Annotated in this window: 16 protein-coding genes and 1 other RNA gene; 12 read left to right on the top strand and 5 right to left on the bottom strand. The window is 41.4% G+C overall.

Features of this window, described 5'->3' with window-relative positions:
- Window positions 1-383 precede the first annotated feature (383 nt).
- Window positions 384-1,985, top strand: coding sequence for a degradosome RNA helicase CshA (gene cshA, locus AAHF22_RS02000; protein ID WP_347323289.1), 1,602 nt, complete (start codon window positions 384-386; stop codon window positions 1,983-1,985).
- Window positions 1,986-2,135: 150 nt separating this feature from the next.
- Here cshA and AAHF22_RS01995 read toward each other — a convergent pair whose 3' ends face one another.
- Window positions 2,136-3,038 (bottom strand): LysR family transcriptional regulator, encoded by a 903-nt coding sequence (locus tag AAHF22_RS01995; protein WP_347323288.1) that lies wholly within the window; start codon window positions 3,036-3,038, stop codon window positions 2,136-2,138.
- Between the two features lie 331 nt (window positions 3,039-3,369).
- Here AAHF22_RS01995 and AAHF22_RS01990 point away from each other — a divergent pair, with 331 nt between their 5' ends.
- The 5 genes from AAHF22_RS01990 to AAHF22_RS01970 all read left to right on the top strand — a co-directional run bounded on the left by AAHF22_RS01990 (window position 3,370) and on the right by AAHF22_RS01970 (window position 9,202).
- Window positions 3,370-4,776, top strand: coding sequence for an HlyD family secretion protein (locus AAHF22_RS01990; protein ID WP_347323287.1), 1,407 nt, complete (start codon window positions 3,370-3,372; stop codon window positions 4,774-4,776).
- 1 nt (window position 4,777) lies between these two features.
- The gene (locus AAHF22_RS01985) at window positions 4,778-5,986 is read left to right on the top strand and encodes an ABC transporter permease (RefSeq protein WP_347323286.1); all 1,209 of its coding nucleotides are present in this window, start codon (window positions 4,778-4,780) and stop codon (window positions 5,984-5,986) included.
- A 589-nt stretch (window positions 5,987-6,575) separates the two neighbouring features.
- Window positions 6,576-7,451 carry a YesL family protein gene (locus AAHF22_RS01980; RefSeq protein ID WP_347323285.1) on the top strand — a complete coding sequence of 292 codons (876 nt, stop codon included), beginning with the start codon at window positions 6,576-6,578 and terminating at the stop codon, window positions 7,449-7,451.
- Window positions 7,452-8,331: 880 nt separating this feature from the next.
- Window positions 8,332-8,522, top strand: a non-coding RNA gene (gene ssrS, locus AAHF22_RS01975) — 6S RNA.
- Window positions 8,523-8,806: 284 nt separating this feature from the next.
- The gene (locus AAHF22_RS01970) at window positions 8,807-9,202 is read left to right on the top strand and encodes a DUF1499 domain-containing protein (protein ID WP_347323284.1); all 396 of its coding nucleotides are present in this window, start codon (window positions 8,807-8,809) and stop codon (window positions 9,200-9,202) included.
- A 228-nt stretch (window positions 9,203-9,430) separates the two neighbouring features.
- Here the strand turns inward: AAHF22_RS01970 and tpx are convergent, their stop codons facing one another.
- A complete protein-coding gene (gene tpx / locus AAHF22_RS01965) occupies window positions 9,431-9,952 on the bottom strand; it encodes a thiol peroxidase (RefSeq protein WP_347323283.1) in 522 nt (173 codons plus the stop codon).
- A gap of 282 nt (window positions 9,953-10,234) precedes the next feature.
- Between tpx and AAHF22_RS01960 the strand changes: the two genes are divergently transcribed.
- Window positions 10,235-10,954: a rhomboid family intramembrane serine protease gene (locus tag AAHF22_RS01960; protein WP_347323282.1), complete on the top strand. Its 720-nt coding sequence runs from the start codon at window positions 10,235-10,237 to the stop codon at window positions 10,952-10,954.
- 486 nt (window positions 10,955-11,440) lie between these two features.
- Here AAHF22_RS01960 and AAHF22_RS01955 read toward each other — a convergent pair whose 3' ends face one another.
- Complete coding sequence (locus AAHF22_RS01955; protein WP_347323281.1) at window positions 11,441-12,118, bottom strand: zinc metallopeptidase; 678 nt, start codon at window positions 12,116-12,118, stop codon at window positions 11,441-11,443.
- Between the two features lie 31 nt (window positions 12,119-12,149).
- Complete coding sequence (locus AAHF22_RS01950; protein WP_347323544.1) at window positions 12,150-12,584, bottom strand: MerR family transcriptional regulator; 435 nt, start codon at window positions 12,582-12,584, stop codon at window positions 12,150-12,152.
- 416 nt (window positions 12,585-13,000) lie between these two features.
- On the opposite strand from AAHF22_RS01950, the gene AAHF22_RS01945 reads away from it, so the two are divergent.
- Genes AAHF22_RS01945 through AAHF22_RS01935 form a run of 3 tightly spaced genes read left to right on the top strand, consistent with a single transcriptional unit; the run spans window position 13,001 to window position 16,244 of the window.
- Window positions 13,001-14,392 carry an ammonium transporter gene (locus AAHF22_RS01945; RefSeq protein ID WP_347323280.1) on the top strand — a complete coding sequence of 464 codons (1,392 nt, stop codon included), beginning with the start codon at window positions 13,001-13,003 and terminating at the stop codon, window positions 14,390-14,392.
- 50 nt (window positions 14,393-14,442) lie between these two features.
- Window positions 14,443-15,516, top strand: a complete 1,074-nt coding sequence (locus AAHF22_RS01940; RefSeq protein WP_347323279.1) for a DUF294 nucleotidyltransferase-like domain-containing protein — start codon at window positions 14,443-14,445, stop codon at window positions 15,514-15,516.
- The gene (locus AAHF22_RS01935; protein WP_347323278.1) at window positions 15,513-16,244 is read left to right on the top strand and encodes an exonuclease domain-containing protein; all 732 of its coding nucleotides are present in this window, start codon (window positions 15,513-15,515) and stop codon (window positions 16,242-16,244) included. The genes AAHF22_RS01940 and AAHF22_RS01935 overlap by 4 nt, the downstream gene beginning before the upstream one ends.
- Before the next feature lie 16 nt (window positions 16,245-16,260).
- Here the strand turns inward: AAHF22_RS01935 and AAHF22_RS01930 are convergent, their stop codons facing one another.
- Complete coding sequence (locus AAHF22_RS01930; protein ID WP_347323277.1) at window positions 16,261-16,878, bottom strand: M67 family metallopeptidase; 618 nt, start codon at window positions 16,876-16,878, stop codon at window positions 16,261-16,263.
- 314 nt (window positions 16,879-17,192) lie between these two features.
- Between AAHF22_RS01930 and AAHF22_RS01925 the strand changes: the two genes are divergently transcribed.
- Both AAHF22_RS01925 and AAHF22_RS01920 read left to right on the top strand, forming a co-directional pair.
- Window positions 17,193-19,571, top strand: coding sequence for an ATP-binding protein (locus tag AAHF22_RS01925; protein WP_347323276.1), 2,379 nt, complete (start codon window positions 17,193-17,195; stop codon window positions 19,569-19,571).
- A gap of 19 nt (window positions 19,572-19,590) precedes the next feature.
- Window positions 19,591-20,799: a modification methylase gene (locus AAHF22_RS01920; RefSeq protein WP_347323275.1), complete on the top strand. Its 1,209-nt coding sequence runs from the start codon at window positions 19,591-19,593 to the stop codon at window positions 20,797-20,799.
- The last annotated feature ends 53 nt before the right edge of the window (window positions 20,800-20,852 follow it).

Below are 20,852 nucleotides of genomic sequence, written 5' to 3'. Positions count from 1 at the left end.
GTGAAGCCCAAAAGGGGAAGTTTCTTTCCAATTCGTAATTATATTATGAATCGGCTAGTCATACATCTGTATTTTATGGTATAATGATTTAGATATTCTTGAGTAGGGATGTTTTGCTGAATGAAATTCAGAATTTTAATAAATGCAAGACGGGTTTATTTCATCATAGAGAGTATTGAATAACCCTTTTAACCAACTTTGACATACCAGGCATTGCACTAGATGCTCTAAAAGTGACCGGACTTATTCAATAATCAACACCAGCTAACGGATATGGTGGTCTGTGAGACCTCCTGATATGCAGCGATATGCTACTCAATTGCTACTTAAGAATACAAACAAGTTAGTGGATTGTCCACCATCATAGAAGGAGTTTGAATATTTTGACAAAATTTGTAGACTTTGGTTTAGACGAAAAAGTATTAAAAGCAATTATGGAACTGGGCTTTGAGGAAGCAACACCAATCCAATCTAAAGCGATTCCGATTGCAATGGAAGGCAGTGACCTGATCGGTCAGGCACAAACAGGTACGGGTAAAACAGCGGCATTCAGCATCCCTGTTATTAACAAGATCGAACGTTCGGATGAAAAAATTAGAGCACTGGTAATGGCACCAACACGCGAACTGGCGATCCAGGTTGCCGAAGAAATCGAAAAGCTCGCTCGTTTTAAAGGTATTCGTTCGTTGCCAATCTACGGTGGTCAGGAAATCGGCCGTCAGATTCGTGCATTGAAAAAGAAACCACAAATCATTATCGGTACACCAGGTCGTTTGCTTGACCATATCAACCGTAAAACAATCAAACTGGAAGACGTACAATACGTAATCCTGGATGAAGCGGATGAAATGCTGGATATGGGCTTTATGGAGGACATCCAGTCGATCCTGAAGCAAGTACCGGATGAGCGTCAAACGATGTTGTTCTCTGCAACAATGCCGCCAAACATTCAACGTCTGGCAAGTCAGTTTTTGAAAGAGCCACAACACGTATCGGTTATTCCAAAACAAGTGAGTGCACCGCTGATCGATCAATCGTATATCGAAGTGAACGAGCGTCAAAAGTTTGATGCACTGTCCCGTTTGCTTGACATGGAATCTCCTGAGCTGGCAATCGTATTTGGTCGCACGAAACGTCGTGTAGACGAACTGGCTGAAGCATTGCAAAAACGTGGTTATTCCGCAGACGGTCTGCATGGTGACCTGTCTCAGAACCAGCGCGATAACGTAATGCGCAAATTCCGCGACGGCAGCATCGATGTACTCGTAGCAACGGACGTTGCAGCACGTGGTCTGGACGTATCCGGCGTAACTCACGTTGTGAACTTTGACCTGCCGCAAGATCCAGAAAGCTATGTTCACCGTATCGGCCGTACAGGTCGTGCTGGTAAAGAAGGCGCAGCGTACTCATTCGTTACACCGCGTGAGATCGATCACCTGCACTTTATCGAGCGTGTAACTCGTCACAAAATTACTCGTAAACCTCTGCCATCCCTGGCTGAAGCGATCGAAGGTAAACAACGTATCACAGCAGAACGTCTGCTTGAACTGGTACAGGACGATACAGCTCCATTGAACGAATACAAAGGTATCGCGATCCAATTGCTGGAAAGCTATGATTCCGTTAACCTGCTGGCAGCAGCGATGAAGCTGCTTACAGGCGACAAAAAGGATGCTCAGGTTGACCTGACTCCAGAAGATCCAATTCGTGCAAAACGTCGTAAACCGGACGTTCGCTCTGGCGGACGTAAACCATCCGGCGGTTACAACCGTAGTGGTGGCGGCTATAAAGGCGGCAACCGCGAAGGTGGTAGCGGTAATCGTGGTGGATACAGCAGCGGTAGCGGCTACAAAGGCGGCAACCGTGAAGGTGGACGCAGCGAAGGCGGACGTAGTGACTATTCCCGTGACCGTAAACCACGCAGCAATAATGGTGGCGGCGACCGTCGTCCATCCAGCAGCAACCGTACCGATTCTTTTGAATAAGAGTGAATGTGAATATACAAGCTATATCATGATGAATAACTAAATATGATGATGGCTGGGCAACACCCCAAAGAGGCTACCGATTATCGGTAGCCTCTTTTTTTATGCCAAGCATACACCAAGCATACGCAAAGCATACACCAAGCAACACTATAAAGGCTGTTGCTGTACTTGAAGAGCATGACGGAAACGACGAATAAAAAGCTCTGTTGCGCGAGATGCAGACACACCTGTAGCTGTGACGAGCCAGAGGAATGTTTCGCCGCGATCTGGCAGCTGTAGCGGAATGCTCAACACTTCCTTATTAAATGCTTTGCCATACGTTTGCAGTGAATACGTAGTGCCGATCGTTACTGCTAGATTGGCACGCACCGCACGCAGCAGCGCATCGACATTATTACTTTTAAATAAAATATCGTTATCCGGTACAAGCTGCTGTACAAGCGTCAAAATGTTGGAATCATTGTACAGTACAAGCGGCGTGCGTGCCAGCTCCTGAGGCTGAATCCATTTACGCTCAGCCAGTGGAGATTCTATATGACAGAGCAAAATAAGCCGATCTTCGACAATCCGTTCAAAATGCAAATCAGGCTGTATCACTCGTTGTTCGGGTAACAAAACAAAGCCGATATCACTTTTGCCTGTGAGCACATTTTCCAATACCGCCTCTGTATGATCTTCGATCAAATCAAATCGGCTACCTGGAAACTCACGCTTCATATCCGATAGCGTCTCAATGAGTAGCGAAATCGGGCCTGGAATGGAGGCGATACGAAGTCTGGAATTGTTCAGTTCGTGATAGCTGCTTGCTTCACGTTTAAGCTCATCAATTTGTCCGAGAATGGTTGCGATTTTGGCGATAATCTTTTCTCCTTCAGTTGTAACGGTAGCACCAGCCCGTGAGCGGATGAAAATCCGTGTGCCCAGTTCCTGCTCAAATAGCGTGATCGCTCGACTTACACCGGTGACGGTTAAATGACAATGCTCGGCTGCTTTAGTGAGCGAGCCTGTTCGAGCCACCTCGGCAATATATTGAAGCTGTTCGATGTTCATAATAACGACCTCTTTCATACATAGTGTTCATACTATACAAATTTCTTTAATTATAGTTGCTTAAAAGTTCACTTTACTCTATTTTTCGTAAATTTATTGTACTTCAGGTATATGATATATTCAAACTAGAGTCCAATTTGCTATGTTCATACCTTTATACATAGTGGCAGATTGGAAATGGAACAGCTTGTTTTGGCAAAAACAGATTGTACGCCTGCATGCATCCAAATGAATTCAGAATGTATCTGAAATTTATTTGAAATCGATCAACTTACGGTTTATCACTGATCAACTAGAATGAAAAACTAGAACGAAAATGGAGTGAAGAGACATGACTAGAAGAAAATATGTATTATATGGTGTCATTGTAGTCGGTATCGTAGCAGCGATTTATGCGCTTAGTCTATTAATCAGTCGTCAGAGTAATGCATTAACCGATCATTCTGCCTCCACACCAACCGCCTATGTGGAATCAGATACCGCAAGCACGAGCTTTAAGCTAGCTGGTCGCGTCAGCAAGCTGCTCGTTGATGAAGGGGATCATGTCAAAAAAGGACAACTACTTGCTGTGCTGGATAGCGGTGAGCTACAGGATAAAGTAGCTCAGGCACAGGCAGCGCTCAAAACGGCTCAGGCAAATGTATCTCAGGCGCAAGCCGGTGTTGCACAGGCGAAGGCAGGTATAACGCAGGCGCAAGCTGGTGTGACACAGGCACAAGCAGCAGAGCAAGCAGCACAGGTAAAAGTATCACAGGGAACGACAGCTGTACAGGTGACAGCCGAATCGTCAGCAAGTCAGGTGCAACAGGCGGAAGCAGCAGTAGCTGCCGCGAAAGCCAAATGGCAGGCGGTCAAAAGTGGTGCACGTCCCGAAGAGATTGCACAGGCACGAACAGCGACAGCATCCGCACGCGATGCGCTGGCTACGGCGCAGAAAGGGTTGAGCCGTACACAGCAGCTCTACGAGGCAGGACTGGCTACCGATGCTGCACTGGATCAGGCAAAATTACAGCAGCAGCAAGCACAGGCACAATATGATGCTGCGCTCGAAAAGCAAAAGCTAGCGGAAAAAGGCAGCCGTCAGGAAGAGATCGATGCAGCGTATGCCCAGTACCAACAGGCACAAGCAGCAGTAAAAGAAGCACAGGCAGGTCAGGGACAGGTGAGTCTCCGGCAGGAGGATGTGAAAGCAGCGCAAGCGGCAGTCAATCAAGCGCAGGGAGCCGCAGAGCAAGCGAATGGCACGGTAGCGCAAGCGCAGGCAAATCAGACGCTTGCACAAGCAAAAGTCGAAGCTGCACAAGCACAAGTGGAGCAAGCGAAAGCTGCACTACAGGAAGCACAAACGTATGCTGGCTATTCTAAGTTGTATGCACCAGCGGATGGTGTGATCAAAACACGTACAATTCGCACAGGCGAGCTAGTAAGTGCAGGCTCTACTATTTATTCATTGGAAACGACATCACAGCGCTGGGCTAAATTTTATATGACCGAGACGGCGATGAATGGTCTTCGGGTAGGCGATACGGTAACACTTCAACTGCTTAGCGACGATGCCACCTTCACCGGTAAAGTTAAAGTGATCGATGCGGCAGCCGATTTTGCTATTCAAAAGCCAAGTCAGAGTTCGGGGGATACGGATGTTCGCTCCTTTGGTGTGAAAGTACAATTGACAGGATTACCAGCCGCTGTCCCAACCGGAAGCACTGTTCTCTATACAGGCAAAGGAGCGCAGTAAGATGAGCATAGGGCGGGCAATTACAGAAGAATGCAAGCATATGTTTAGCATCCCCAAGCTGGCAGCCATTTTACTGTTGATGCCAGTGCTTTATGCGGTGCTATTCGGATTCCTGTATTCTCATCAACGAATTACGGATATGCCGGTCGTTGTCTATGATGGCGATCATTCGGCACTGAGTCGACAGGTGATTCAAGCGTTTGATGCGACCGATACGTTTAAGGTGATCGGGCAGCGCTGGAATGAAGAGGATGTGGTGCAGGAAGTACAGAATGGAACTGCACGTGTCGGAATCATTATTCCGCCTAACTTCTCCAGCGGATTACAACATCGAGAAAATATTCCGATTATGACCTTTATCGATGGCAGTAATATGATCTATTCCAACAGTGCTTCTCGCATCGCCAATCAGGTCATTATGAGCATTAGCAGCGGAGCGACATTGCAAACACTGGATAAGCAGGGCATGAGCAGCGAGCAGGCTGGTGCTTTACTGAATACGATTCCGTATCGTTCCAGGGTGCTGTATAATCCGGTCTTTAACTATGAATATTATATGCCGATCGGGGTAATTTCGGCGGCGCTACAGCAATGTTTGCTGCTTGGTATCGCGCTATCCTGCACATGGCAAAAAGAAGCCGGTCTATGGCATCGTTTTTACGATTGGCGTCTGGCTCCGTGGAAGCTGGCACTGGCCAAATTAACACCTTATTTCCTCGTCGGCTTGATCAATGTGATCGTATCGTTTTCCATTGCACATTTTGGCTTTGGAATTCCATTTGTCGGACAGTTATGGCCGATGTTCATCTTATCGCTTGGATTTAACTTTGCCTTGTGTGGACTGGGCTTTTTGTTCAGCATCGTGTCCAAACGTCAGGTCGATGCGATTCAGGTACTGATGCTCATTGCCATGCCATCGTTTATGTTATCCGGCTACACCTGGCCACTGGAAGCAATGCCTAAAATGCTACGTGTGATTGGCGAATGTCTACCTTTGACTCAATTTTTGCAAGGCGTGCGCAGTATTGTTGTAAAAGGGCTACCGATGGAGCAAGTCTGGTCGAATGTGATTGCACTTGGCATAATCGGACTGGTGACATTATTATTGTCATTCCTGCTGTTCCCGCTGACGATGCGCCGTTATCGTGAACAGTATGAAGCGCATGATCATCGTTCAGCGACACTAACAGCAGAATCAGCAGTGAAGTGAATGTGGTAGTTAAGTGAAGTAGGTAGTCAAGTACATTCATTTGGTTATTCCAGAAATAGAGAAATAAGGCATCGGCTCATTTATGTATAATGAGCACATAAATATGTCTAATTATTTCCTTGTAGCAGCATATAGTACGCCCATTAAATAACCGTTTTTATGATGTGCTGCTATCACAATTGTGTAAATATGAAATCAGCTTCAATACTGAAGTGAATGGTAATTGAAATGAATCGTAATTGAAGTGAATTGCCGTCAACATAACAGCGTATATTTTAGTTTTTATCGCGATCATTGAAGTTTTAGCATAATGATTAAACGTTCAGTACAATGATAAAGTGTATGGTGTAACATAATCAGAATAGTATACATATCTGACAAAAAGCCATATGGAGATGTCATTATGAACTATTCTTGCAATGCAGGCTACTCCTTGCCGTGAGTGAAGGCAGGGTGGCCTGTTTGCTTATGCTGCCGCGATAACGCTTGCAATAGGGCTAGTATTGTCATGTGAACTTAGGTTATAGTTAGAATAGATATCATTAGAGTTGTGGCATTGTGATGCCCGTGTAGACAAGGGGGAAATGCTTTGGAGTTTAGAGGGGTAATGGGCGGATTATATCGGATATCCGAATGGATTATGCGTTTGGCCGGTAGCAATCTGTTATGGGTCATTTGTTCTTCGCCATTTTTGTTTTTTCTGGTGATGCGTTTTATTTTTAGCCAGCCTCAGTTTACGCAAAATGACATTTTGCAGGCGAACTGGGCGATGGGCATTTTGGCACCTTTCACCCTGTTTCCGGCGACGGCAGCTTTGTTCACAGTCGTTCGTAAATGGGTGATGAGTGAAGGGGATGTATCCGTTCTTAAAACTTTTTTCCGCGGATATAAAGAGAATTATCGACAAAGTATGATCGGTGGTATTTTCTATACGATGCTGTTTGTGATCATGTACGTGGATTACACGGTTTACATGAATCAATTCCCGCATCTGCAACTGCTCGGAATCGTAATGTTAATCTTCCTGCTGGTGCTGTTTGTATCGCTGTTTAACTTCTTTTCGATGATTGCGCACTATCATATGAAATTGAAAGATATTATCAAAAATGCGATCTTACTTTCGATTGTGCGTCCATTCCGTCTGTTCTCCACTTTGCTCGGAACGGTAGCGCTATTGTTCATCGGTACACGCTATCCTGTATTGTTCGTGCTCTGTCTTGCTTCAGCGATTGCCTGGTTTGCATTCTTTAACTTCTATGGTATGTTCCTGAAAATGCAGGAGCAATCCGAGAAGCAAGCAGCCGCTGAAAAAGAAAAGGAATTGCAAGCAGACGAGCAGCTGGCTACCGGCGAAGAATCGCCTACTGAACAGGCCAAACGTCTGCAAGATGTGCCAGCCCACCAGCCGTCTATGGATCATGATGTCAAAAACAGCATGACCAAAGATAAAGAGCGCGAACGTTAAGTTGTAGTGTTACGCTAACGGCTAACATAATAGCAGTACTCATACGTAGGACTCTGTTTGTATGATCCCGATTAGGGAGATGCAGACAGAGTCTTTTTATGGTTTGAATTCATAGTGGAGGAATAAGTAGTTAGAAAGTGACATAAGCTCGTACTCGTATGAGTACAAGTCGAACTTCACTGTGGGCAAAAATAAGAAGAAAGAAGGAAAAATGAAGGAAGAAAGAAGAAAGAAGAAAGAAGAAAGAAAAAATAATATGAGGTGGAGACTTGAAATGTCAGTAATTTTCTAACACATCGTTCAATAAAAGTGGTTTTGTAAAAGCAAGATATCTAATGTGTTGGAATAAGGGGATTTAAATCTCTTTCCACTTTGCAACATTATATAACAGGCTTAAGAGGCTTAAGAGGCTTAAGAGACTTAAGAGACTTAAGAGACTTAAGAGACTTAAGAGACTTAAGAGACTTAAGAGACTTAAGAGACTTAAAAGACTTAAGAGACTTAAGAGACTTAAAAGACTTAAAAGACTTAAGAAACCTAAGAAACCTAAGAAACCTAAGAAACCTAACAGATCTAACAGACCGTAATTTGTACCTTGTTCCTCGCGGTAGTGGGATCTAACCTGACAAAACAGTTTGCATATCCTACCACTACACTACAAGTTAGCGTTAATATCTTATTTAGCGTGGAATTGAGAACACTATAGCGAATGACAAAATGCTGAAGTTTGCAACGCCATATTTTCGCTAAGTAAGACAGCATACAACAATATAGAAGCGATCTATTTAGTGTAAACCTATACCTGTAAGCGATTACAAAAATACGATATACAAAAGCGAAATCGACTTTACAAATACCAGCACGAAGTTTATAATAAGTTTACATCCTGCAATGTACGCCTCGATATCTCGTTGTTTTGAACCAATGATAATGTCTCGGGAGATCCAAATTCAACTGTGGCTGACCGGCCCTATCCATCGGATGTGGGGACTTCAAATACATGTTGTGCGATCACCCACCTGCTAAGCAGGTTCGAAGACAATGTTATCGGACGGCATTTGCGGGACTGTCTAAAATCTTTTCAAGGTAGGTGCCGACTACATGTCGACATGCTCTAAACAAAAAGCGCTCTGATTTGGATTATAATGATCCAACATTCAGAGCGCTTTTTGTGTATGTCTACAGCTGAATATATGCGTCTTAAAGCGATATATATTAGCCATTCTCATGAAGCGATAAAGCGATCTATACGCTGGCAGGAAGGCCGTTAGTATAAGAATATTAGTTTTCTTATTTACGTACTAATGATACACTGATAGTAATGATAGGTCTGTACATGTAAAGGGGGAAACGTGTTGTCGCTTAAGAGAACGTTAATTGGAATTATCCGTAGCCAGGAAGGCACGGGAGATCGCGCCAAAGATCCACAAATGAAAACAAGATACTATAATCTTTCCCGTGAGCGTGCCTGGGAAGAGGTTTCATCCACATTGAAAAAAATTCCGGGTTTTAAAGTTCTGCATGAGGTACATAGTGTAGGCGAGATCACGCTGGAGCGTAAAACGGGCTTCGGGCGTATTATGGATATTACCGTTTCGATCGTATCGGTTAGTCCTGTGCGTAGTGCGATCGATATTCATTCGGCTTCACGCGGATCGCTTGGAGATCTGGGTGCGAACTACCGCAATATTTTGACGCTGTTCAGCGCACTGGATAAAAAGCTATCTCAATACAAGATCGATCAACCGTAAGTACAGACAACCAGCACCCGCTGCGAATAGACCTTGTGTCTAAGCGGAAATCACTATTCGGTCGGTGCTGTTATATCATCTGTTTTGAATGCGGATACATACGATTCAGCAGCATGATAGTCATCATAAGAAAAACCCCTTCTCCAGTATCATAGCGAGAAGGGGTTTTTCGGTTTGAATAGATTCGATGTCAAGCTAGCCAGACATGTTCTCTGTAACCAGAATGACTTAACCGAGCAATCCTTTAACAGCTTCGATCGCTGCATCGTAATTTGGATGCTCTGCCATTTCAGGCAAATATTCCACATAACGCAACGTATCTTCGCGATCAATGACGAAGATCGCACGCATATCGATGACGAATTCTTTGATCAGTACGCCATAGGCTTTGCCAAACGAGTTATCGCGGTAGTCAGACAGCGTAACGACACGATCTACACCTGCTGCGCCACACCAGCGCGCCTGTGCAAACGGCAGATCTGCACTGATCGTGAGTACGACTACGTCTTCACCTAGCTCGGAAGCAGCTTCATTAAAGCGGCGTGTCTGTGCATCGCATACACCTGTATCGAGCGATGGAACGACGCTGATCAATTTGATTTTACCGGCATAATCCGCCAGTGTTGATTGCTCCAGCAGGTTTTTGCTCAGCGTAAAAGCAGGAGCAGGATCACCTGCTTTGAGTTCAGGACCGATCAATGTAATCGGGTTACCTTTAAATGCAGCTACACCAGTACGTTCTTGCGTCATCATAAATTCCTCCTTATGGATGTTCAAAATGAAATAAATAACTAAATAAAAGGACAGCCAACGGGGTACATAGTATGTAGGTGTACAAAGTACAGATTTGCCGAAGTGCTGTCCGTACTATTGCTGCTTTCGCATATTCAGTCGGAATTCATTATAATAAAGGAGAAGCAATAAAGCAAAGTCTGTATGCACAATCGGGATACTGGGCTTCCTGTATTGTTGATCTGAAGCAGCGTTATCTTCGAATGATCTTAACATCATGTCATAATCAAAGGAGATTCTATGTTATTTGTCCGCTATGAGAATTGGAAAAGCTTTTTACGTTTTTATCCGCTGACTTCGCTTATCGTTATCGCCAATGTAGTCGTGTTCTTATTGATGACATTTAATGGTGGTTCACAAAATAACGAGACACTAGTCGAGTATGGAGCACTTACGAATCTGATCGGCTATGATCAGTGGTGGAGAACATTTACGGCAATGTTTGTCCATATTGGATTTGATCATTTGCTGTTTAATACATTTGCTATTATTGTATTTGCTCCGCCATTGGAACGATTGCTCGGTACGCTGCGCTATGGCTTATTGTACTTCGCTAGCGGCCTAATCGGAAATATTATTAGTCTTGAGCTGTATCGACAATCGAGCGAGGGACATCTGGCAGCAGGCGCTTCCGGAGCGATTTATGGAATTTACGGCGCCTTTTTATATATCGCCCTATTTCAGCGCGGTATGTTAGATCGTATTTCCCGCCAGACGATCTATACGATTTTGGGACTTGGCCTCGTGTATACGTTTATTATGCCCGGAATCGGCATCTGGGCGCATCTAGGCGGTCTGATTTCCGGTTTCTTCATCTATGGCTTACTATTGCGTCTAACGGGCTTAGAACGCCGCTGGCAGCGTATCTACGAGCGCTACCATGAGCAGCTGATGAAGGAACAACAACGGAAAGAGCAGCAAATGAAGGAAGAACAGGAACGTAACCATCCGCCGCTATAAGTCGAAAACATTTCATTGGGCATGGAATGAATAAGATGAATCAAACGAACAAAATAGAAGCATGGCGTATAAAACTATAAAGTATAAATGATGAGGTGAGTCGTCTGTATTCCAGATGGCTTGCCTTTGTTGTTATGTAGTGATCCTACTCTCATTATGAATCTGCATAAGAAAAGTACATACTCGCAGCAGTAAAAGACTGGGGAACGTAAGCCTAACAGGATGAGAGTAGATAAGACTATAACACCACAGGTGAAGGACGATAAGATCGTTAGAACACAGGCACAAGATTAAAACATAATAACACCACAACAAGTGTACATAAAAAAGTACATCGATCCGCGCAAAGGGTAGGCACGGAAGCTAATAACACCACGACAAGTATATACACAAAAAAGCTGCTGTTCTTTTCCACACATGGAATCGAACAGCAGCTTTCACATCAATATGATTGATCGTTAGTTAACACTTGTACGATACAATACATTAATCGCGGTTACCGAAGAGCAAGAACAGATAACGCGCTAGTTCCAGTACAGACAGCAATGCGGCAGCAACATAAGTCAGTGCAGCGGCATTCAACACTTTACCTACACTACGTTCTTCTTCATGAGTGACATAGCCTTCAGCGACCATTACGTCACGAGCACGGTTACTTGCGTTAAACTCAACTGGCAATGTGATCAGCTGGAATGCCACAGCAACCGAGAAGAACAGAACACCAATACCGATCAGGTTAAACGATTGGAACAGGAAACCTGCTAACAATAGTAGTGGTGCGATACCAGATGCAAAATTCACCACTGGGAAGATACGGTGACGAATTGCCAGCATTGGATAATGAACCTTATGCTGAATCGCGTGACCAATCTCGTGACACGCTACCGAAACGGCAGAGATGCTTGTTCCATAATATACAGGCTCTGACAAACGAACCACTCGATTTACCGGATCATAATGGTCTGTCAGTGCGCCGGCAATCGGTTCGATCGGTACATCATGCAGCCCGTTAGAGTCAAGCATATGACGAGCAGCATCATAACCGCTCATGCCACGCATATTCGGTACTTCCGCATATTTGTTAAATGTTCCTTTGACCCGGAACTGTGCCCAGATCGTTAAACCAAACGCAGCTATAATGAGTATAAGAAAAATAGCGTTCATTGTTCATTCCTCCATATAAATATAAAGCAGACTACATCATGCCGGGGCCCTGGCCGAGCAGGAACTTCAGCGCTTCGATGCAAGCAGCACTCTGAGGAACGAGATTCATAAATGCACGTCTAGCTTGATTCGGCTTCATCTGTTGCAGTAACGGCTCCAACTCACGAACCTCACGCTGCAATTGTTCCATATGAAGCTCGATTTCGCTCAAGCGCTGGGTGACCTGCTCTTCATCGGTAACCCGATCCCATGCACTCAATTTGTCTTTGATTTCCTCAAGCGTGTACTTGTCCTGCTTTAACTTTGTAATACGTTCCAGACGAGCCAACGTTTCAAAACTATATAGACGATAGTTTTTAAGAGAGCGACTCTCAGGTTCAATCAGACCTAGCTTCGTGTAGTAATCTACCGTGCGTTCGCTGATCCCTGCGATTCTGGAAAGCTCTCCAATTCGGTATAATTTCATATCCCCAAAGTATTCACCCCCGTTTTTGTTCATAATTAAACGAGGATTCAACACTGCTGAATCCTATTGCCTATACTACAGGAACTTAAACCATACAGTCAAACGTAATGCTTAAGCGAATATACCCTATAATATAAGGGGAGAAACGTTGTTTCTTTCTATAAAAAGTAAATATAGAAGTATTGATATAACAATATATTGAAGTATTTGTATATAGCATACATGCTCAGGCTTAAAGATACCTGAAATTCATATGAAGTCATGCTGAAACGTATAAAAATTACGCTTTTTGAAGTGTCAAGAAACTATTTTCACGATTTTGAAAATAAATGCTTGTCATTCGCGTTTTAATCTGATTATAATGACATTAAGGATTTCACGATATGTGAAGTAATATAACATGGGGAGTGGGTCAAATGAGAAAAAAATGGGCCGTTATGGGGTTAGCGGCATCCGCACTTCTAGCTTTTCCGTTTAGCGCTTTTGCTGCGGATGAGGTTACTGCGACAACGGTGCAAACGAATCTGGATACATTTTTTGTTTTCCTCGCATTCGCACTTGTACTGTTCATGCAAGCAGGCTTTGCCTTTTTGGAAGCAGGTTCTGTGCGGATGAAAAATGCCGGGCACGTTGCCGGTAAAACAATTTTGACTCTTGGCATCGCACTGGTAGCCTTCTGGGCTTTCGGTTTTGGACTTGGCTTTGGAGATGGTAATGGATTTTTTGGCTATCAGGGCTTTTTCCTGAGTGGCGAGGAAATGAAGCCGCTGTTTGGCGCACTTTCCGGTCTGGATATTCCAATCTCGATGATGTTCCTGTTCCACCTGGCATTTGCAGCGGTATCGCTGTCGATCGCTTTTGGCGGATTCGCTGAGCGTGCAAAGCTTAGCGTTTATATTATCTTCGGTGTTTTGTTCATGATTATCATCTATCCAATCATCGCTCACTGGGTATGGGGCGGCGGCTGGTTGGCAGCAATCGGTATGCAGGACTACGCTGGTTCTACCGTTGTCCATTTAACAGGTGCAACAGCAGGTCTCGCAGCAACGCTGATGCTGAAACCACGTCTTGGTAAATATAACAAAGATGGCAAGCCTAACATTATTCCAGGTCACAACCAGGTGTTCTCCGTTATCGGTGTATTCATTCTCTGGTTCGGCTGGATGGGCTTCAACCCGGGTAGTGCACTGACTCCAAGTGGCGGCTTCTTCACTTATGTAGCATTGACTACGAACCTGGCGGCAGCAGCGGGCGGTATCGCAGCACTGTTGATCTCGTGGGTTGTACTGGGCAAGGGCGATATTCCTAGCATGCTGAACGGCGTACTGGCTGCGCTCGTAGCGATTACAGGTTCCTGTGCGTTCGTTGATGTATGGGCAGCTGTTGTGATCGGTCTGGTCGCTGGTGTCGTTACTTTCTTCACTGCACAATGGTTTGAAAAAGCAGGTGTTGATGATCCGATCTATGCGTTCTCCGTACACGGTATCGCAGGGATGTGGGGGGCAATCTCTACAGGTTTGTTCGCTACACCAGAGCTTGCTAAGCAGGTAAATGTAGGTGGGGCAGGTCTGTTCTATGGCGGTGGCTTCCACCAGCTGGGCGTACAGTTGCTTGGTATGATCGGTACATTCATTTTCGTACTGGTACTTTCCTTCATTATTCTCGGTATTATGAAAGCACTGGGTGGCATTCGTGTAACCGAAGAAGAGGAAATGATGGGTCTGGACATTAGTGAGCACGGTTCCTACGGCTATCCTGAGCAAATGAGAGCACTGGGTGAAGTGGATCGCAGCAAAGCGAATAGCTAATCTACACATAGCATATCGATTAACATTACAAGTGCTAGGGGATGAAGCCGATGAAGAACACTTCTCTCCATCTTCCCTTGCTGGAGCTGACCGATGCCGTTTGTCCGGAATCACTGAAAACCAAACGTATCCTGATCCAAAAGCAGCTGTATGCTTCCCTGAACGATAGCGATATTCGGGAATGGGTAGCGACAGTCAACGATATGCATGACAGGATTATGCGGCAGGCAGTAACAATATGTGAGCAACAATTAGTTGAGGCGGGCTACGGTCCGCCTCCTGTTGCATATTCTTTTATTGTTTTTGGCAGCGCAGGAAGATGTGAGCAGACACTTTGGAGTGATCAGGATAATGGCTTGATCATAAGTGATGAACAGCACGAGCAGAAAGATCGTTATTTTGAAGCGTTTGGCAGCCGTCTGGCGGACATTTTGGAGCAGGTCGGGTATGAGAAGTGTCAGGGCAAAGTGATGTGCTCAGAACCGATGTGGCGCAAGACGCTGGCATCATGGCAACGGCAACTGGACAGCTGGCGCGAGGAATTAAGCTGGGAGCCGGTGCGCAACTGGATCATTGCTTCCGATATGCGCCATATGGCAGGCGATCCAGCGCTTGCAGATCAGTGGCAAAGGCATTTTTATGATGGGTTGAAAGAGACGCCTGCAATGGCGGCGGCGATTTTGCGTAATACGGTTCGTCATAAAGCGACGCTTAATGTGCTTGGACAGATTGTGCCGGAGCGTTTTGGTGAACATGCTGGCGATTTTGATGTAAAATATGGAATATATATTCCGCTCGTGAATGCATCGCGTTTTCTGGCTGTGCAAAACGGTATTTATGAGTCGTCTACATTAAAGCGTTTGGATCGATTGATTCAATTAGAGGCGGCATCGCTTGCGTTGCTGGAAATGATGCAGGAAGCATTTTTAACAGCACTACGGATGCGTAATTCGACGCCGGTGAAGGAAGAAGACGGATTGTATATGAGTACAGGCTTTATGCTGCAAAAGGATTGGCGGCAAAAGCCGTTTTTCCATGAACTGAGAGAAAGTCTCGGTATTGTCAAAAAAGCGCATCGCGAGCTGCAACGACAACTACGCTTTCTGGAAAGGAGACGCTTATGAAAGAACCTACAAAAGCTGGGAGCGGATTTTGGCGGAGCTTACGTAGTGGAGGGGTTCCCTCTGCGATTGCTTCGGTATTTGGTGCACCATCTGCACAGCAGATGGCTTTTATACGTTCACTATCACGTGAGCAGCGTCGTCCAGAAGTGCTTCATTATCCACTGAGCAGGCTGGAAACCGTCGTTTTCGATTTGGAGACGACGGGTTTTCACCCTCAGCATGGAGATGAAATTTTGTCTTTTGGCGCGGTGAAGCTTGTGGGCAGTGAGGTGAAAGAAGAGTTTTATACACTTGTAAATTCAAAGGTGACCGTACCGGATAATATCTCGGAGCTGACCGGTATTACCCAGGAAATGATTGATAGTGCACCGTCTTTAATTGATGGACTGCATGACTTTATGGCCTTTGCCGGACGGTCGGTACTCATTGCACATGGTACAGGGCATGATAAGGCGTTTCTCAATGCGGCCTTATGGAAAACGTCCAAAATTCAATTAACTCATCGCATATTAGATACGATGATGATCGCCAGATGGCTGAAGCCTTCACTTGGTAGTTACGGATTAGATGAGGTGCTGGAGGAGGCTAACATTCCTGTGACGGTCAGACATCATGCGCTGGAAGATGCAAAAATGACAGCTGGACTATGGCAGGAATATCTTCGTCTCATGCGTCACAAGCAAGTGGATACGCTGGAAGAGCTGTATGCGCATTTGAGTAATTTTTAATTAAGTGTATAAAAATTCAAGAACACACTATAAGTGGTGCTGGTTTCAGTATGTAGCTGTTCGCTCTTTCAATTGTATATGAACATACTGAAGATCCATTTACCCAAGGTATAATCGGATTTAATAGTTTAGGGAAGGAAAGACTGTTTGGAAACTGAAAATAAATTTCGTTGATTACTGTTTCATCATACAAACCAAATTCTAATTCTGATGGAACGACAGGTACTGTTTCCAATAAAGATCTTTGATAGGAAGAAGGGCGATATATTTTTGAGCCGATTAAATATACTGACAGTAATGAAGCAAATTTAGGAAGTTGCTGTAAATCTTCAATTGAAGGAACAGGAATAGTATTAGGATGAGAATGAAATAAACCTATCATTTCTGTCTCATTGTAAAAATATTGAATCCATTCTTTAGGATCTAAAATAAATGTACTAGCTGAATCAGTAGCTACATTACGTATTTTGTGATAGTTTTTTATTTTAATACTCGTAGTGTCGGTTTTTTTTCCTGTTAAAATTCCACATACCTCTTCATGTTCAGAAGATTGCATATGAGCTATTAATTGTTCCCAAGCATAAGAACAAATAGTGATCGTAGTATTTTTGATGGGGAATTGTAAATTTTTCATAACTAATTCCTTTCTGACTTTAATAATATTTCTTAATCTCAATATATATTAAAATTATCAATATAAAATTTATATCAATGAATTAAAATTTACATCCTAATTTTAAAACTATATTTTATAGTAAAAAGACTGATAGATATTTTACGTATCAGTCTTTTTACTATGAAATATATACGGTGGTCTCTAAATAAATATCATTAATCTAATTCTTTTTATTTATTCCTTTATATGGTATATTTAAGTGGATACAAATACCTAGTTCTGTAGAATCATTTGTATTCAAATTTTAAATTTATATAAAAGGGGAAAAATGTATGATAACACATAATTTGGTAGTTGCGGGCAATGCAATAGGTGAGCTTTCAGAAAAAATACCATCAAATATTGTTGCTCTTAATGAATTAATAAAAAATGCTTATGACGCTGGTTCAGAATCAATTGAAATTAAACTAGATACTGAGAATAACAAACTATACATACGTGATTATGGAAAAGGTATGAATGAGAACGATATATTCTCTTTATTGCAAATATCTAAAAGTAAAAAGGAATACGGCAAACTTGAAGAAGGGCGGTATATACAAGGCTCAAAGGGATTAGGCTTTTTGTCAGTTTTTAAATTTGGGAATATTGTAACATGGATAACAATTTCAAACAAAGAAAGAAGCTTTACAATTGATTATTCTGCAATACTAAAATTAGATGATGTATCAAAATATAAAGTCAATATACTCGAAAGAGAAATCCAAAGCATAAAAAAAGGAACTTTAATAGAGATCAATTTGAGAGCTAACAATATTGCAAATCAACTTAGCGAATATCTTATGGAAGAAGTGAATCGCGATAAAATTTTGAATTCTTTTATAGATAGAAATTTTAAAATTTACTTAGATATAGATGGAAGAGAATATCAAACAATGGACAATATATCGCTTCTAGATTATTATTCAGATAAAAAATTATTTCATATTAAGTATGATTCGAGCAATGGTAATAAAGTAAATATTGAGTATCTAAATCATCCTAAGTATGAGAAGAAAGTAATAAATGAAAGTGTTGAATTCAAGAATTCTACAACTTTATCGAACGTTCAAATTAAGTTGGATTTAATAATATATGATTTTACTGGGGGGAAAGGAAGTAGTCCAAATCAACTGTTCATAAGTACTATTAATAGGGGAAAGATAACTCCTCTTGTATTTATAAATAAGAATTTTTTTAATAATTATTCCTTATTTGATCCTGAAATAACTCGATCTAAGAGATCTGGGGAAAGTTTATCACAAATGATAGGATATGTAGAAATTATAAGCGATCATAAATATATACAATTCAATTCTGATAGAACCCAGTTTCAAGAAAATGATTTAACAAATGCTATAAAAAAAGAACTTGAAGATTTAAATTTATTTATACAAAAAATGGGCTCTGATCTTAAGAAAAAAGTAAAAAAAAATAGCAAGAATAAACTACCAAGAGGTACAGATACATCAGGAGGTACAGATACATCAGGAGGTACAGATACATCAGGAGGTACAGATACATCAGGAGGTACAGATACATCAGGAGGTACAGATACATCAGGAGGTACAGATACATCAGGAGGTACAGATACATCAGGAGGTACAGATGCATCAGGAGGTACAGATGCATCAGGAGGTACAGATGCATCAGGAGGTACAGATGCATCAGGAGGTACAGATGCATCAGGAGGTACAGATGCATCAGGAGGTACAGATGCATCAGGAGGTACAGATGCATCAGGAGGTACAGATGCATCAGGAGGTACAGGTACATCAGGAGGTACAGATACATCAGGAGGTACAGATGCATCAGGAGGTACAGGTACATCAGGAGGCAACCATATAAAAGATCCTATTTTAATATTAACACACTCTGAAATTAACTTAGATAGCTCTAACGGATTTATTAACTTAAACAATTATATAAAAACAGTTGTAGATAGTGAAGGTAATTTAGTAAACTATGGTGATCTTTCATATCAAATAAATGGAGTCACTACGCAAAGCGCAGAATTAAAATTAGACGATAACGAGATATATCGTATTTCCTATATGTATAAAGATTTAAATAAGGGTCAAATCTCCAAAGATTTAATTGTAAATGTTCTGAAAAAAGTAAATCCTTTGGAAAGCGGAAAAAAGAAACGAGTATTAATTACGAACGAAGCTAGAGATGATTACAGAATTAATTTTCAAAGAACTCCTATTCAAGAGTTAATTAAGCAAATAAATAAGTTATATAATACTTCTGCTTCTTATAATGAAGTGATTGCTTGCTCCCTCCGTGCGTTATTTGAATTGACGATTTATGAATTAGAAATGTCAACTAAAGTTTCTTACAAAAATCTTAATAAAACAAAGGATATTCTTTTAAGTAAAATTAATTTTCTCATAAAGAAAATAAGTGAAGATAATAGCCTTATAACATTAATTTACACAGGATTAGGGCTGCCTAGTTTTCAAGATTTTAAGAACGTTATAATAATTCAAGATTACGAAATAACAATTAAAAAGTGCCATTTAGGAGCTCATAAATCGACTAATTCCATTTCGGAAAATGATTTAGTTGATATTGGAAAAAAGTTATCACTTTTTATTGTAATTGCCAATGAAATCATAAATAACTCTAAAATAGCCGCGCCAATCGAAGTTGACCTCCATACTTTATAATTCAAGGGGAAGTATATAGATGAGAAATATAGCTTTTAAAGAATATAAACGAAAAGACGATATTCATGGAACAGTTTTATATCCTGCTGTTATGGTTGCACCAGTACAAAAAGTGATTTTAAAGGATATAATAAATAAAGAAAATATGAGTGTTTTTGATCCGTTTCATGGTTCAGGTACTTCTTTGTATGAAGCTATGGAAATATCTAGTGATACTAAACTTATTGGATTAGACATCAACCCATTAGCTAATTTGATTACAAAAGTCAAGTTACAAGGAGTTTCTAAGGTTATCTCAAAAAGTATAAGTCAACTGAAAAAAATGTTGATAAATACTATGGAAATACCAAAGCATCATTTTCCAAATGTTGAGAAGTGGTTTAGAGAAGATGTAATATCTAGCTTGTCTCGAATTAGATTCTGTATTATGAGAATTAAAACAAATAAAGATAGATTATTTTTCTGGTGTATGTTTAGCAATATAGTTAGAAAATATAGTAATTCTAGAAGTTCTACCTATAAACTTCATATAAAACAAGAAGAAAATATAGTCAAAATGAATAATAATATAATAAATGATTTTATAATATTAATTGAGAAAAACGAAAAATTATTTAGAAAAAAGGCTCAGTCTTTTAATTTAATTAAGGGAGATACATTAGCTTTAATTAAGAACTTTCAAAGAGACGAATTTGATATTTGTATTACTTCTCCTCCCTATGGGGATAACAGTACTACAGTTCCTTATGGTCAATTTTCTATGCTAGCATTACATTGGATAGACTCAAAGGATCTTGAATTAGAAGGTTGGGAAATGACTAATTATTCTATAATTGATTCAAAAAGCCTTGGTGGGACAGCATCTGATCTAAAAGAATATCAAGAAAATGATAATTTAGTTTCTCCCTATATAGAAAATATATCTTTAAAAAAGCAAGTCAAAGTAAAACGTTTTTTTAATGATTATTTTATATTTTTAAATGAAATCTCTAGGGTGACCAATTCGTATATTGTTATGACTTTAGGCAATAGAACTGTGGATGGTATAAAAATTAATTTAACAGATATAACTTTAAAATATTTAAAAAATAAAAATTTTCATTTGGAAGAAGAAATGGAAAGGGAAATTATCTCTAAAAGAATACCTAAAAGAGTATCACGTGTCAAAAATAAATCCGTATCTTCAATGAATAGAGAATATGTTATAGTTCTAAAAAAAATAAAATGAATACAGGCAATATATTAGTTATTGCTATGCACTTTTAAAACAATTAAGTAAAT

The organism is Paenibacillus wenxiniae, assembly GCF_039822605.1.
Classification (GTDB): Bacteria; Bacillota; Bacilli; order Paenibacillales; family Paenibacillaceae; genus Saccharibacillus; species Saccharibacillus wenxiniae.
This window is presented reverse-complemented; position numbering and strand designations above follow the sequence as displayed.

Coding starts and splice junctions, on each gene's coding strand:
- AAHF22_RS01995 (WP_347323288.1), bottom strand. CDS start 3,038: ATGAACATCGAACAGCTTCAATATATTGCCGAGGTGGCTCGAACAGGC.
- AAHF22_RS01990 (WP_347323287.1), top strand. CDS start 3,370: ATGACTAGAAGAAAATATGTATTATATGGTGTCATTGTAGTCGGTATC.
- AAHF22_RS01985 (WP_347323286.1), top strand. CDS start 4,778: ATGAGCATAGGGCGGGCAATTACAGAAGAATGCAAGCATATGTTTAGC.
- tpx (WP_347323283.1), bottom strand. CDS start 9,952: ATGACGCAAGAACGTACTGGTGTAGCTGCATTTAAAGGTAACCCGATT.
- AAHF22_RS01960 (WP_347323282.1), top strand. CDS start 10,235: ATGTTATTTGTCCGCTATGAGAATTGGAAAAGCTTTTTACGTTTTTAT.
- AAHF22_RS01955 (WP_347323281.1), bottom strand. CDS start 12,118: ATGAACGCTATTTTTCTTATACTCATTATAGCTGCGTTTGGTTTAACG.
- AAHF22_RS01950 (WP_347323544.1), bottom strand. CDS start 12,584: ATGAAATTATACCGAATTGGAGAGCTTTCCAGAATCGCAGGGATCAGC.
- AAHF22_RS01945 (WP_347323280.1), top strand. CDS start 13,001: ATGAGAAAAAAATGGGCCGTTATGGGGTTAGCGGCATCCGCACTTCTA.
- AAHF22_RS01940 (WP_347323279.1), top strand. CDS start 14,443: ATGAAGAACACTTCTCTCCATCTTCCCTTGCTGGAGCTGACCGATGCC.
- AAHF22_RS01935 (WP_347323278.1), top strand. CDS start 15,513: ATGAAAGAACCTACAAAAGCTGGGAGCGGATTTTGGCGGAGCTTACGT.
- AAHF22_RS01930 (WP_347323277.1), bottom strand. CDS start 16,878: ATGAAAAATTTACAATTCCCCATCAAAAATACTACGATCACTATTTGT.
- AAHF22_RS01925 (WP_347323276.1), top strand. CDS start 17,193: ATGATAACACATAATTTGGTAGTTGCGGGCAATGCAATAGGTGAGCTT.
- AAHF22_RS01920 (WP_347323275.1), top strand. CDS start 19,591: ATGAGAAATATAGCTTTTAAAGAATATAAACGAAAAGACGATATTCAT.